Origin of the sequence: Bacillus sp. ISL-47 (assembly GCF_018613175.1) — a bacterium.
GTDB lineage: Bacteria > Bacillota > Bacilli > Bacillales > Cytobacillaceae > Cytobacillus.
In genome coordinates this window covers 86,895-100,642 of the sequence record NZ_JAGGQS010000036.1, presented here as the reverse complement: position 1 = coordinate 100,642, position 13,748 = coordinate 86,895, and the positions used below count along the sequence as shown (strand labels likewise).

Sequence of the window (13,748 nt, the reverse complement as noted above, 5' to 3'; positions counted from 1 at the left end):
ACCGGCTGGAATTAGAAAAAAACGGCTAAATAACCTAAATTAGAAGATTTTCAGACTCGGATAGCGGGCCGGATAACATTTACCGGCCATTTTTAGGAAAATACCGGCCAAACCACCGGATATACCGGCCAAAAGGTATTTTGCAGCAAGTCAAATAGTAGTTTAACGGCCAAATTCATGAATTTATCGGCCAAAAACGGCCATTTAACGGCCAAATTCATGATTTTATCGGCCGAAACTGGCCAGTTATCGGCCAAATGCTTGTTTTGCAGAATTACTCATCAGCCGCGCCAAGGATTCTCTGACCGCCCGCGGGTGACTGAGTCCGTTAAGCATAAATTAACTAAAAGGAGAGGTAATAACATGAAAACTACAATCGAAACAAAAACGTACAGCAATTTTATTAATAATGAATGGAAAGAATCAGCATCCGGCAAAGTTATTGAAAGCATTAACCCGGCTACAAAGGAAGCAGTGGGCTATGTGCAAAAATCTACTGAGGAAGAGCTGAACCAGGCTGTAGAGGCGGCATTCAATGCGAAAAAAGCATGGCGCAAGCTTGGCCAGTCGGCAAGAGGCCAGCTATTGTTCCAGACAGCAAACATCCTTGAATCAAGACTGGATGAAATTGCGGAAAGCATGACAAGAGAAATGGGAAAGACCCTTCCTGAAGCAAAAGGAGAAACAGCCCGAGGCATCGCGATTCTTCGTTATTATGCAGGAGAAGGTATGCGCAAAGAGGGGGATGTGATTCCATCAACCGATAAAGATGCCCTTATGTTCACAAAGCGTGCGCCGCTTGGAGTTGTAGGTGTGATCACTCCTTGGAACTTCCCGGTTGCGATTCCGATCTGGAAAATTGCGCCTGCCCTTGTATACGGAAATACAGTGGTATTCAAGCCTGCCAGTGAAGCGGCTGTTACAGCTGCTAAGGTGGTCGAGTGCTTTGCAGAGGCCGGCTTTCCTGAAGGTGTCTTAAACTTTGTAACGGGCTCAGGCTCTGAGATCGGCCAGGGATTGATCGATCATCCTAAATTGAATGCCATTACTTTTACAGGATCAGAAAGTGTCGGACAAAGCGTAGCGAAAGCAGCTGCTGCTCGCGGCATCAAGTTCCAGCTTGAAATGGGCGGAAAGAACCCTGTCATTGTTGCGAAAAATGCTAATCTTGACCAGGCTGTTGAAGCGGTCATCAGCGGCGGATTCCGCTCATCAGGACAAAAATGTACGGCTTCAAGCCGCGTCATCGTAGAAGCCGATGTTTATAACGAATTCAAGCAAAAGCTTATCGAAGCTTCCGAAAAAATCACAGTCGGAAATGGCCTTGAAGAGGGCATCTGGATGGGGCCTTGTGCAAGCGAAAGCCAATTCAACACGTTCAATAAGTACATCGAGATTGGGAAAAATGAAGGTGCGAGACTGGTCCATGGCGGCGAAGTGCTGACAGGCGGAGAATATGATAAAGGCTTCTTCGTTAAACCAGCGATTTTTGAAGAAGTGACACCAGATATGGCGATTGCACAGGAAGAGATTTTCGGGCCAGTGATCGCTCTTATTCGAGCAGTTGACCTGGAAGAAGCCATTGACCTAGCAAACAATACAAAATACGGATTGAGCGCATCCATCTTTACTTCCGATATCAGCTCCATTCTGGAATTCATTGATGAAATCGAAGCAGGTCTTGTCCGTATTAATGCGGAAAGTGCAGGAGTAGAACTGCAGGCGCCATTCGGCGGCATGAAAGCCTCAAGCACAGGCTCACGCGAACAGGGTGAAGCTGCGAAAGAGTTTTATACAGCTATTAAAACGGTCTTCATCAAAGGTTCTTAATGGATCGGAAAAATTAATAAATTCATATTTTCAACTCGATTAAACAAGTAAAGCAAAAAAACGATTACCACCATAAAAAGGAGATTTCCCGAAATAGAAATCTCCTTTTTATAAAAATGTTGCGAGGTGCCCATATGAAAATTACGAAACTTTCATTATATAAAGTTCCGCCGCGCTGGCTGTTTTTAAAGATTGAAACGGATGAAGGCATTTCCGGGTGGGGAGAGCCGGTGGTTGAAGGTCGCGCCGAAACCGTGAAGGCGGCAGTCAATGAACTATCAGACTATATCATTGGCCGCAACCCCAATGACATCGAAGACATATGGCAAACACTGTACAGGGGCGGTTTTTACCGGGGCGGACCGATTCTTATGAGCGCGATCTCCGGCATTGAGCAGGCTCTCTGGGATATTAAAGGCAAGTATTACAATATACCTGTCTATGAAATGCTCGGCGGCAAAGCGCGTCAGAAAATTAAAGTGTATTCCTGGATCGGGGGCGACCGGCCAGCTGATGTGGCTGCGGCAGCTAAAGAAAAACAGGAACAAGGCTTTCAAGCGATTAAAATGAATGCCTCGGAAGAAATGAACTACATAGACAGTTTTTCAAAAGTGGATGCAGTCATTGAACGCGTTGCATCCATTCGCGAGGCGCTCGGAAAAGACTTTGGCATCGGGGTTGATTTCCACGGCCGCATCCATAAAACAATGGCCAAAACACTTGTGAAAGAGCTTGAACCGTACCGCCCTATGTTCATTGAAGAACCGGTGCTGCCGGAAAATAATGAAGCTCTTCGTGAAATAGCGCTTCATACGACCTGTCCGATTGCAACCGGAGAAAGAATGTATACGCGCTGGGGATTTAAGCAGCTTCTGCAGGACGGATATGTGGATATTATCCAGCCAGATCTTTCCCACACAGGCGGTATTCTGGAAGGAAAGAAAATTGCCGCGATGGCTGAAGCCTATGATGTGTCCATTGCACCGCATTGTCCATTGGGGCCAATGACGCTTGCTTCATCTGTTCATCTGGATGCCTCTACTCCGAATTTCATCATTCAGGAGCAAAGCCTTGGCATTCACTATAACCAGGGAATGGACATTTTGGATTATATCAATAACCCTGAAGTATTTGCCTATAAAGATGGCTATGTAAACATCCCGGATCAGCCTGGCCTTGGTATTGATATTAACGAAGAAAAAGTTAAACAGGCAGCGGAAGTCGGACATGACTGGAAAAATCCTATTTGGCGTCATGAAGATGGCAGCATTGCCGAATGGTAAGGAAAAGGAGGAGAACATAATGGGCTTTCATGGAATTATTCCACCGGTCGTCACCTTATTTGACGAAGCGGGAAATCTGGATCTGGAGCTAAACAGACGCTATCTTGATAAGTTAATTTCGCAGAATATTCATGGTATTTTGTTGATGGGCAGCTCCGGCGAGTTTTCTTCTCTTTCAATGGAAGAGCGGAAGCTTTATGTAAGGGAAATGATTAAACACATCCATGGACGTGTAAAAGTGATGGTTGGTGTAGGCCATACTGCGCTCAAGGAAGTTCTTGAATTGACTTCTTATGCAGAAGATTTGGGAGCAGATGGTGTACTGGCTGTCAGCCCATACTACTGGAAGCTTTCCGATGAGCAGCTTTACCGCTTTTATTCAACTGTTGCCAGCCATACTGAGCTGCCAGTGTTTATTTATAATATCCCGCAATTAACCGGCCAAAATTTGCCTGTTGAGCTAATCGTTAAATTGGCCAAAGATCATTCGAATATTGCAGGCATTAAAGAAACTGTCGGTGATTTTGGCCACATTCGCCAAGTGATCACAGAGGTGAAAAAAGTTCGCCCAGATTTCCTTGTTTTCTCCGCTTTTGATGAGCATATGCTCCCGGCGCAAATGATCGGTGCAGATGGCAGCATTAATGGCAGCGCCGTTTTTGCTCCGGAAATATCAGTGGATTTATATGAATCTTATCAAAGAGGAGATTTTGCTGAAGCGCAGAGGAACCATCAGCTGATTTCAAAGCTTATGGATGTTTACACCTATTGCCCGACGTTTTTTACCTCGATGAAAGAAGCTGTTCACCAGCGCTGGTTTGATACAGCAGCGGGGCACCGTGTTCCGTTTGATGTATACCCTGCCGATCTGCGTGAAAATGTTCGTAATCTATTAAAAACTATTGAAACGAAAGAAGGCGTCCAATCATGAAAGAATCCCGCGAATTGCTTGAACAATTAGGCTATCCATCCAGTGATTTCCAAGAGTTGCCGACTTCGACGAAAAGATTCCCGGACGGTGCACAATACCGGGTTGAAATTCCGAGCGTTGAAGGTCCTGAAGCGTTAAAAGCCACGCTTGAAGAAATCGATCGCCTCGGCTTGACGATTCACCGCGTCTCCCAGGGAAGCGGCATTATGCTTCAAACAGATGAAGAAATCAAAGAAATGTGTGATCTGACAGCAGAACGCGGAATGGAATTAAGCTTATTCGTAGGTCCGCGAGGCACATGGGATATCAGTGCAGCTCCGTTTACATCGGGCGGCAAATCTCAGGCGCTTCGCCACGAAGGAGCCGATCAGCTCGTCTATGCAATGGAAGATTTAAAGCGTGGTGCCGCACTTGGTTTAAGGGGCGCACTTGTGGCTGATGAAGGACTCCTTCTTTTAACAAAAGAAATGAAAAAGAAGGGACAGCTGCCGGAGGACTTTGTTGTGAAGGTTTCCGTTCAAATGGGCTCGGCTAATCCAGTATCCGTAAAATTAATGCAGGATATCGGGGCAGATACCTACAATGTACCTTCTGCATTGCCGCTGGCTAAACTGGCTGCGATCCGACAGGCCATTGATATTCCGATCGATTTGTATGTAGAGGTTCCGGATAATTTCGGCGGATTTCTGCGCTACTATGAGATCCCGGAAATCATTCGGGTGCTGGCTCCCGTTTATATTAAATTCGGCCTTCGTAATCATCCGGATGTTTACCCTTCAGGAAAGCAATGGGAAAGCACGAATATTTCATTAGTAAAAGAACGTGTCCGCCGTGCATCCATTGGCGTTCAAATGATTGAGCGCTATTATCCGGAAGCAAAAACCTCAGAGCTTGGTGCAGAGGGGCTTGGAATTCCGAAGGTTGAAAAAACGTTAGCTAAATAACAATCGATCCCTGAAGCGGCCCCATGCTGTTCCAGGGATTTCTTACTATATCTATTAGGAGTGAAATAGGATGGCTTTTAAAGTACTGTTAACAGACTATGAATTTGAGAATTTGAAATATGAAGAAGATGTATTTGCGGAAAGCGGCCTTGAAATTGAATTCGTCAAAGCGCAATGCAAAACAGAAGCTGAGGTTATCGAGCAGGCAAAACATGCCGATGCGATTTTAAATCAATATGCGCCAATATCGCGCTCTGTAATCGAATCGCTTGAAAATGCCAAGGTTATTTCCCGCTATGGCGTGGGTGTCAATACGATTGATCTGGATGCTGCGAATGAAAAAGGCATCACAGTTGCAAACGTTCCGGATTACGGGATGGAAGAGGTTTCGAACCATGCACTGGCTCTTTTATTATCATGGGCGCGCAAAGTGACTCTATTAAATAATGAAGTGAAAAAAGGCAACTGGGACTTCAAAGCCTGTGTACCGATTCATCGCTTTAACGAGCAGACAGTAGGGGTTCTTGGCTTTGGCCGCATTCCGCGCCGGTTTATTGAAAAGGTGAAGCCTCTTGGTTTTAAAACGGCTGCATACGACCCGTTTGTTTCCACAGAAGATATGGCTGCCGTGGGGGTTCAAAAAATGGAGCTTGATGAAATCATCCGGGAAGCCGACTATTTATCGGTGCATGTACCGCTTATCAAGGATACCTTCCATCTGCTAAATGCAGAACGCTTCAGCCAAATGAAGAAAAATGCCGTCATCATTAATACTGCCCGCGGTCCGATTATCGATGAAACGGCTCTTATAGAAGCGCTTGAAAAAGGAATAATTGCCGGTGCCGCCCTTGATGTTACCGAAGAAGAGCCGGTTAGCCTAGATAGTCCGCTTCTCAATATGGACAATGTACTCATCACTCCGCATAGTGCCTGGTATTCCGAGGAAGCAATGGTTGAGCTTCGTCAAAAGGCTGCGAAAAATATCGTTCAGGTTTTAAAAGGTGAAAAAACACCTTATGCCCTAACGTAAGAAAGGATAGGTGCTGAATATGAAACTAGCTGCTTTCACCATTCATTTACAACAGCATATTGGCGTGGTTCAGGGAGAGAAAGCCATCAGCTTAACCTTGCTGGGAGGAGACCGATTTCCGAAGTGTCTGAAAACCTTTATAGAAAAAAGCGAAGAGCTGCTGCCGCTTGCTGAAAACCTGATTAATCAGCGTGACAGTGATGCTGCTGTTTTTCCAATCTCTGATGTGAAGATTCTTCCGCCGATTCCAGCCCCGGAAAAAATCATTTGTGTGGGCCTTAATTATATTGATCATTGCAGGGAAACCGGGATGGAGCCGCCCGCCTCGCCGGTGATCTTTTCTAAATATGCTAATGCCATTGCCGGCCATAATGATGCTGTAGAGATTCCCATTAATTCAAGTGAAGTCGATTTTGAAGCCGAGCTGGCCATTGTCATAGGGAAAGAAGCAAAGCGGGTATCGGAAGAAGAGGCAAACGATTACGTATTTGGCTATACCATCATGAATGACATTAGCGCCCGTGATTTGCAATTTAAAGACGGACAATGGTCCCGCGGGAAAACAGCTGACACCTTTGCTCCAACAGGGCCTGTGATCGTGACAAACGAGGAAGCTGGAGATCCTCACAACCTGGCAATCTCACTCGAACTCAATGGGGAAATCATGCAGGACTCCAATACAAGCAACTTAATCTTTACCATTCCTCAGATCATTTCATTCCTATCACAGTCGATGACACTTAGACCAGGCGATTTAATTGCAACTGGAACACCGCCTGGAGTCGGAATGGGCCGGAATCCCAAGGTGTGGCTTAAAGACGGTGACAGAATGAGTATTACCATTGAAAATATCGGAACCTTATCCAATTACGTAAAAGGTGATTCACAGAAGAAAGAGGGCTGATAGACATGGATGTTGTAACAATCGGGGAAACGATGGCTCTATTTACACCGAATGAAGAGGGCATGCTTCGCCATGCCCATTCTTTTTCAATGAAATTCGGCGGGGCAGAGTCCAATGTTGCCATCGGATTGAGCCGTCTCGGCCATCGATCAAGATGGATCAGCCGTCTTGGGGAGGATGAATTCGGTGATGCCATGCTGTCATTCATCCGCGGTGAAGGAGTGGATGTGTCTTATGTGACACGCGATCCAAGTGCACCGACCGGTGTGTTTTTTAAAGAATTCAGGCGCTTGAACGACACGCGTGTTTATTACTACAGAAAAAATTCCGCCGCCAGCAAAATGAGTTCTGAATGGCTGCAGGAGGACTCCATATCTGATTCTGAATATCTTCATATTACAGGCATAACGCCAGGGCTCAGTGTATCGTGCCGTGAGATGCTGGAAAAAGCCATCGGTACCGCGAAAGAAAATGGCACGAAAATTGTGTTTGATCCAAATCTCCGTTTGAAAATTTGGCGAGATGAAGAAGAAGCGCGCCAGTTTTTGAAAAAATATGCCTCTGAAAGCGATATTGTCCTTCCAGGCATTTCGGAAGCGGAATTCTTATTCGGCACCGGCACACCGGAGGAGTATGTTGAACAATTTCACGCTCTTGGCATTGAAACAGTCATTATGAAGCTGGGCAAGGAAGGGGCGCTGCTATCTTCCTCATCTCTTCCAATGACAAGAATTCCGGGGTTTACGGTAGAGCGGGTAGTAGATCCGGTTGGAGCAGGCGATGCATTTGCAGCGGGTGTGCTGTCAGGACTGCTGGACGGAATAGCGCTGGAAGAAGCAGTGCGGCGGGGCAATGCGATGGGAGCAATGGTAACCATGGTGAATGGCGATGCAGAAGGATTGCCCAATCGATCTGATCTTGCGTCTTTTATGAATGGCGGCCTGGACGATGTTACGAGATAAAAAAGGAGGAAAATCAGTGAACAAGTTAGAAGAATTAAAGAAGCGCAAAATTGTTGCCGTTATTCGCGGTGCACGGCCAGATCAGATTTTGCCCATTGCCCATGCGCTGCAGGCTGGCGGTGTCAGCACATTTGAAATTACAGTCGAAACACCCAAGGTTTGCACGTTAATTGAAAAAGTAAAAGAAGAGTTTGGAAATGAGGTCATCGTCGGGGCAGGGACGGTGCTGGATCCGGAAACAGCGCGCGCAGTGATTATGTCGGGGGCAGAATTCATTTTTTCGCCAACCGTTAATGCCGAAACCATTAAAATGGCAAAACGCTATGGTGTCCTCAGTATTCCAGGTGCCCTAACGCCGACCGAAATTCTGACGGCTTATGAAAATGGCGGGGATCTGATCAAAGTGTTTCCAGCGGATGTAATGGGTGTCTCCTATTTTAAAAGCCTGCAGGGACCGCTTCCCCATATCCCATTAATGCCAACAGGGGGCATAGGCGTTGAAAATATCCAGGACTATTTGAACGCAGGGGCGGTGGCTGCAGGAGTGGGCAGTTCGCTGGTAAATGCAAAGAAGCTACATTCGGATGAGGATTATTTGGCCCTCACAGAAAAGGCAAAGCAATTTTCTGCATTGGCGGGAGGCTGGGTCACGAGTAAATAATGCCTCATAGCCATTTAATAAAGGAGGATACAACCTATGGATATACACCTCAGTTTAGAAAAAGAGCAGCACCTGAAAAAGATTTTATCAGATATGGAAAGCATCATCATCGCTTTTTCCGGTGGTGTGGACAGTACCTATTTATTAAAAGTGGCATTGGATACATTAGGAAAAGAAAATGTTTTGGCTATTACGGCCGATTCTGAATCGTTCCCTCGCTCTGAGCTGGAGGAAACGATACGAATAGCAAAGGCATTAAATGCCCCGCACCAAGTCATACAGATGTCGGAGCTTTCCATCCCTGGCTATGCAGAGAATGATTTGAACAGATGCTACTACTGTAAAAAAGGGCTGTTCGATGAGCTTTATCCTATTATGATCGAGCAAGGCTACAAAAACTTGACATTTGGACTTATTAAAGATGATTTAGGTGAACATCGTCCAGGCGTGAAAGCTGCTATGGAAAGAAATGTGAGAGGGCCGCTGGCGGAAGCGGATATAACAAAAGAGGATATTCGCATCCGATCCAAGGAGCTTGGCCTAGATAATTGGGACAAACCTTCGCTTGCCTGTTTATCCTCCAGAATAGCCTATGGTGAAAAAATTACGATTGAAAAGCTAAAGAAGGTGGATCAGGCTGAGCAATTTATTAAAAGCTTTGGCATTAAGCAGGTCAGAGTACGGGTTCACAATGAAATTGCCAGAATAGAAGTAGAACCGCAGGATATGGCAAACCTCCTTACCTACCATGAGCAAGTTTCTGTAGAGCTGAAACAGCTTGGCTTTAAATATGTGGCTATGGACTTAACAGGGTATAAGAGCGGCAGCATGAATCAAATGCTGCAATCCTCGGCAGCGAAATAAAGCTTCTTTGTTCTATATCTCTCACATGAACCTGGTTGACGATAAAACGGGCGAGTTGCCGATATATCAAGGAAGTTGATGATAAAATGATCAAAGTTGAAGATAATTAAGAAATTAGCAATGAAAATAGATGCGGTGGGCTCATGCCAGCTTGTTAAAATAACCCGGCTGATAAATTATTGAAGAAAATGAAGTTTTTTAAAAGAAAAAATGGAATTTATAAAAGAAATATTGTCTTATTTCATTAAAAAAAGCATTTACTGACCTAGAGTCGGCAAATGCTTTTTCTTTTTTATGGAATTAAGCTATCTGCCAGAGTGGAATGCTGCTAGGAGTGAATTCGCTTCTTGAGCTGATTAATTTCTGTTTCATGCAATCCGCTCTTTTTGCTGAGGTGTTCAATATCGATTTGCGTACCTATTAAAGTATCAGAAATTAGATGAAAGGTTTCTTCATGCTGTTCTAGCTTTGTTTCAATGTGCTTAAAATGGCTTCTAAATTCGGTTGCATTGTTGTCGATTTGTTCAGAAAGGGTCTGTAATCTATCATCAACACTGCCTAATCTGCCATCAACACTGACTAATTTGTCGTCAACACTGTCTAATCTGCCATCAACACTGGTTAATCGGTCCTCAACACTGTCTAATCTGCCATCAACACTGATTATTTTGTCCTCAACACTGCCAAGCCGTATTTTTACATCAGCTAGATCTCCGCCTATAGAATTAAAACTTTCATCGATTGAAACGAGTTTTGCATCGATTGAAACGAATCTTTCGTCAATAGAATCGAATTTTTCATCGATTGAATCAAATCTTTTAGAATGATCTTTTAAAGTACTTAAAATTTCATTAAGAATTTTCTCCATTTTTTCACCTCCTTTTTCGACATTATACCACATTAACTGAGAGATCATGCTTACATCCGCGGCTGGAAAAACAAAAAGCTGGCCGCAATTCTGGCCAGCTTCCTGATCCATTATTTATACCCCGACAGGCACTTGCTGTCCCTTCTTGATAAACGCTTTAAAAACCTTTTCTTCAAAATCTGTACGAATTAGTGTGTTGCCGGTTTTTGCACACCATGAGGTCAGGTCTTTGGTGAACCCTGGATCAGTAGCATGCACTTCAACAATGTCTCCGTCACTCATTTCTTTCAATTGTTTGTGTACCTTCATGATCGGTCCAGGGCAGGATAGGCCGCATGTATTCAGGACAGTTACAGGGGAAGCTTCTTTTTCTGCAGCTTCAGGCTTGGCAGCTTCTGCTTTTTTAGATTCCGTAGTGCTGCAGCTTTTCGCACCTGGATCGTACACACAGGAATAGGTCTTATAGCCGCCATCAAGGTTCTTCACGTTAAAGCCATTTTGCACTAAAATTCGCGTTGCCAGATATCCGCGCAGGCCGACCTGGCAGTAGATATAAATTTCCTCATCCTGCGGTAATTCAGCAAGGCGTTCACGCAGCTCGCCTAAAGGAATATTGGTGGATCCCTCAATAAAGCCCATATCGCGCTCGATCTCTTCACGTACATCGATCACCGTTTTGCCTTGTTCAATCAGGTCATTTATTTCATGCCACTGAATGGTTTCTACAAGACCTTCCGCAATATTCTTGGCTGCGTAACCTGCCATATTAACAGGGTCTTTGGCAGAAGAGAATGGCGGTGCATAAGCAAGTTCAAGATCTGGCAGATCAAAGATGGTTAGTCCGCCTTTTATGGCTGTTGCCAAAACGTCTATGCGCTTATCTGCTCCATCATAAGAAACAGCCTGGGCCCCAAAAATTTTGCCTGTCTCACGGTCAAAGATCAGTTTAAGCGCGATTGGGAATGCGCCAGGGTAGTAGCCTGCGTGAGAGCTTGGGTGCACATGAACCACGTCATAAGAAATGCCTAGGCGTTTCAATGTTTTTTCATTATTTCCTGTAGCGGCAACGGTCATATCGAATACTTTTGCGATAGATGTACCAAGAGTTCCAGGGTATTTTGCGTCAATACCGTTCATGACGTCTGCTACAATCCGGCCCTGGCGGTTTGCCGGCCAAGCAAGCGGAATTTGCGTTGGTTTGCTATTGATGTAGTCTGTCACTTCAATGGCGTCCCCAATTGCAAAAATGCTTGAATCAGCTGTCTGCATACGTTCATTTACTTTAATTCCGCCGCGTTCGCCAATTTCGAGGCCTGCTTCCTTAGCAAGCTTGCTTTCAGGTTTTACACCGATTGCTAAAATGATCATATCTGTATCAATAGCAATCCCGCTGTTTAGCATAATACGCTTTCCATTATTTTCAAAAGACTTCACGCCATCTTCCAATATCAGCTTTACCCCTTTTTCACGGAGATGCTGATGAAGGATTGCCGCCATTTCAAAGTCGATCGGAGCCATGATTTGGTTTGCCATTTCGACTAATGTTACTTCAATTCCGCGCTCCCAAAGATTTTCAGCCATTTCGATTCCGATAAAACCACCGCCAATAACGGCAGCTTTTTTCGGCTGTTTCTCGTCGACATAAGCTTTAATTTTATCCGTATCAGGAATATTCCTTAACGTGAACAAATCTTCGGCTTCTTCAATGCCGGGGATAGGAGGCTTAATTGGGCTTGCACCGGGTGATAAAACCAGATAGTCGAAAGTTTCTTCATATAATAAGCCCGTTTTCAAGTTTTTGACTTCAACTGTTTTCTTCTCACGGTTTATCTTCGTTACTTCACTTAAGTTCCGAATGTCCAAATTAAATTTTTTTGACATGCCTTCAACGGTTTGCACTAAGAGGCTATCTCTTTCGGGAATTGCACCGCCAATATAATAAGGAAGACCGCAGTTAGCAAAAGAGATATACTCTCCGCGTTCGAACATAATAATTTCCGCTTGCTCATCCAATCTTCTTAAACGTGCCGCTGTAGTAGCTCCGCCTGCAACTCCGCCTACAATAATGATTTTCTTCGCCATGATTCATTCCTTCTTTCGAATGTATTTTTAGTTATTGGTTTGTTTGAATTCGTAATGTTTTTGTCTGCATGTGAAATATATCACAATTAAAATATACCGGTAAAGGTATTTTGGAGATCTGTCATATAATGTTCATAATTTCACAAAAACACGAAGAAGCCCTTTTAATAAAAGGCTCTGTTCAAGAGTGCCTGAAGCGGAAAATCAACAGGCAAATTTAACAGAGCCTAATAAAAAGATAAATCCTTTCACATCCTAAAATAAGCAAGAGAGACAGCTTGCCTTAATCCTTTAATACGGCAGTTCATTGGCATTTACACAGCAAAAACTCCGTGCTATACTCACTGACGGTAAAATTGGAAGCAATACCTTGAAAAGGGAGTCCATGGACGTAAAAACAGGACGAGCGATTAGATGATCATCGCTTGCCTTTCATAATTTCAATAAGATTGAGACACCGGAGGGAGAAGAGGATGGGAAAGAAAAGAAGAGATTATACATATAGTACAAAGGCGGAAAGGGCGCTGGAGTATTTATACGTTTTAATAGGATCAGGAATCGTGGCGGTAGCCTTTAATGTTTTCTTGCTGCCAAACCGGATTGCGTCTGGGGGAGTAAGCGGGATCAGTACGATTCTAGATGCGGTTGCTGGCTGGGAACCGGCTTACGTGCAGTGGGCTTTTAATATACCGCTTTTTATAGCCGGAGTTATTTTACTCGGTAAGCAATTTGGTGCCAAAACGCTTGCCGGTACCATTTTTCTGCCGTTTGTCGTTTTTTTAACAAAGGACTTTGAAGCCTGGACTCTGGATCCATTATTGGCTTCCCTTTTTGGCGGAATCGGTGTAGGCCTTGGTTTAGGAATTGTCTTCAGGGGTAAAGCATCAACAGGCGGGACAGACCTTGCCGCCCAGATTATTAATAAATATACTGGCTTATCTCTCGGAACCTGTGTAGCGCTTATAGATGGACTGATTGTGCTGTCGGCAGCGATTATTTTTGACATTGAACAAGGGCTTTATGCATTGATCGCCTTGTATGTCACTAGTAAAACCATTGATTTAGTACAGCTGGGATTCAGCCGGACGAAGATGGCTATGATTATTACGGAAAAACAATCTGAAGTTCGTGAAGGAATTTTGAATAAAATTGACCGAGGTGTGACAAAACTATCAGCATACGGCGGATATACCGATCATGAACGCCCTGTCCTGATGTGTGTTGTGGATCAGACAGAGTTCACAAAATTGAAACAACTGGTTCAAAGCATTGATCATACTGCATTTATCATTGTAACGGATGCTTCCGAGGTGCTGGGCGAGGGTTTCAAAAGAGCATAGTGTTGGTATAATATAGCTGTATTTAGTATTTTTTCCTGAGGGGGAATTA

Annotated in this window: 12 protein-coding genes; 10 read left to right on the top strand and 2 right to left on the bottom strand. The window is 44.4% G+C overall.

Translation table 11 applies throughout. The features are described from left to right. Positions 1 to 363 precede the first annotated feature (363 nt). From gucD to larE, 9 genes are all read left to right on the top strand, one after another. Entirely contained in the window at positions 364 to 1,830 is a 1,467-nt protein-coding gene (gene gucD, locus J7I93_RS13175) for an alpha-ketoglutaric semialdehyde dehydrogenase GucD (RefSeq protein ID WP_214726319.1), read from the top strand. 134 nt (positions 1,831 to 1,964) lie between these two features. After that, positions 1,965 to 3,113, top strand: a complete 1,149-nt coding sequence (gene dgoD, locus J7I93_RS13170; protein ID WP_214726318.1) for a galactonate dehydratase — start codon at positions 1,965 to 1,967, stop codon at positions 3,111 to 3,113. Next, positions 3,058 to 4,044: a dihydrodipicolinate synthase family protein gene (locus J7I93_RS13165; protein ID WP_214988047.1), complete on the top strand. Its 987-nt coding sequence runs from the start codon at positions 3,058 to 3,060 to the stop codon at positions 4,042 to 4,044. Before dgoD ends, J7I93_RS13165 begins: the two co-directional genes overlap by 56 nt. Further along, positions 4,041 to 4,988 (top strand): U32 family peptidase, encoded by a 948-nt coding sequence (locus J7I93_RS13160; RefSeq protein WP_214726317.1) that lies wholly within the window; start codon positions 4,041 to 4,043, stop codon positions 4,986 to 4,988. Before J7I93_RS13165 ends, J7I93_RS13160 begins: the two co-directional genes overlap by 4 nt. A 70-nt stretch (positions 4,989 to 5,058) precedes the next feature. Then, a complete protein-coding gene (locus tag J7I93_RS13155) occupies positions 5,059 to 6,018 on the top strand; it encodes a C-terminal binding protein (protein WP_214726316.1) in 960 nt (319 codons plus the stop codon). 19 nt (positions 6,019 to 6,037) lie between these two features. Continuing rightward, positions 6,038 to 6,922, top strand: coding sequence for a fumarylacetoacetate hydrolase family protein (locus tag J7I93_RS13150; protein ID WP_214726315.1), 885 nt, complete (start codon positions 6,038 to 6,040; stop codon positions 6,920 to 6,922). Positions 6,923 to 6,927: 5 nt separating this feature from the next. Beyond that, entirely contained in the window at positions 6,928 to 7,884 is a 957-nt protein-coding gene (locus J7I93_RS13145) for a sugar kinase (protein ID WP_214726314.1), read from the top strand. Positions 7,885 to 7,900: 16 nt separating this feature from the next. Then, positions 7,901 to 8,545, top strand: coding sequence for a bifunctional 4-hydroxy-2-oxoglutarate aldolase/2-dehydro-3-deoxy-phosphogluconate aldolase (locus J7I93_RS13140; RefSeq protein ID WP_214726313.1), 645 nt, complete (start codon positions 7,901 to 7,903; stop codon positions 8,543 to 8,545). 36 nt (positions 8,546 to 8,581) lie between these two features. Continuing rightward, positions 8,582 to 9,409, top strand: a complete 828-nt coding sequence (larE, locus tag J7I93_RS13135) for an ATP-dependent sacrificial sulfur transferase LarE (protein WP_214726312.1) — start codon at positions 8,582 to 8,584, stop codon at positions 9,407 to 9,409. 328 nt (positions 9,410 to 9,737) lie between these two features. On the opposite strand, the gene J7I93_RS13130 is transcribed toward larE, so the two are convergent. After that, positions 9,738 to 10,388, bottom strand: coding sequence for a hypothetical protein (locus J7I93_RS13130; RefSeq protein ID WP_214726311.1), 651 nt, complete (start codon positions 10,386 to 10,388; stop codon positions 9,738 to 9,740). Positions 10,389 to 10,391: 3 nt separating this feature from the next. Then, complete coding sequence (locus J7I93_RS13125; protein WP_214726310.1) at positions 10,392 to 12,359, bottom strand: CoA-disulfide reductase; 1,968 nt, start codon at positions 12,357 to 12,359, stop codon at positions 10,392 to 10,394. 473 nt (positions 12,360 to 12,832) lie between these two features. On the opposite strand from J7I93_RS13125, the gene J7I93_RS13120 reads away from it, so the two are divergent. Next, positions 12,833 to 13,699, top strand: coding sequence for a YitT family protein (locus tag J7I93_RS13120; RefSeq protein WP_214726309.1), 867 nt, complete (start codon positions 12,833 to 12,835; stop codon positions 13,697 to 13,699). Positions 13,700 to 13,748 lie beyond the last annotated feature (49 nt).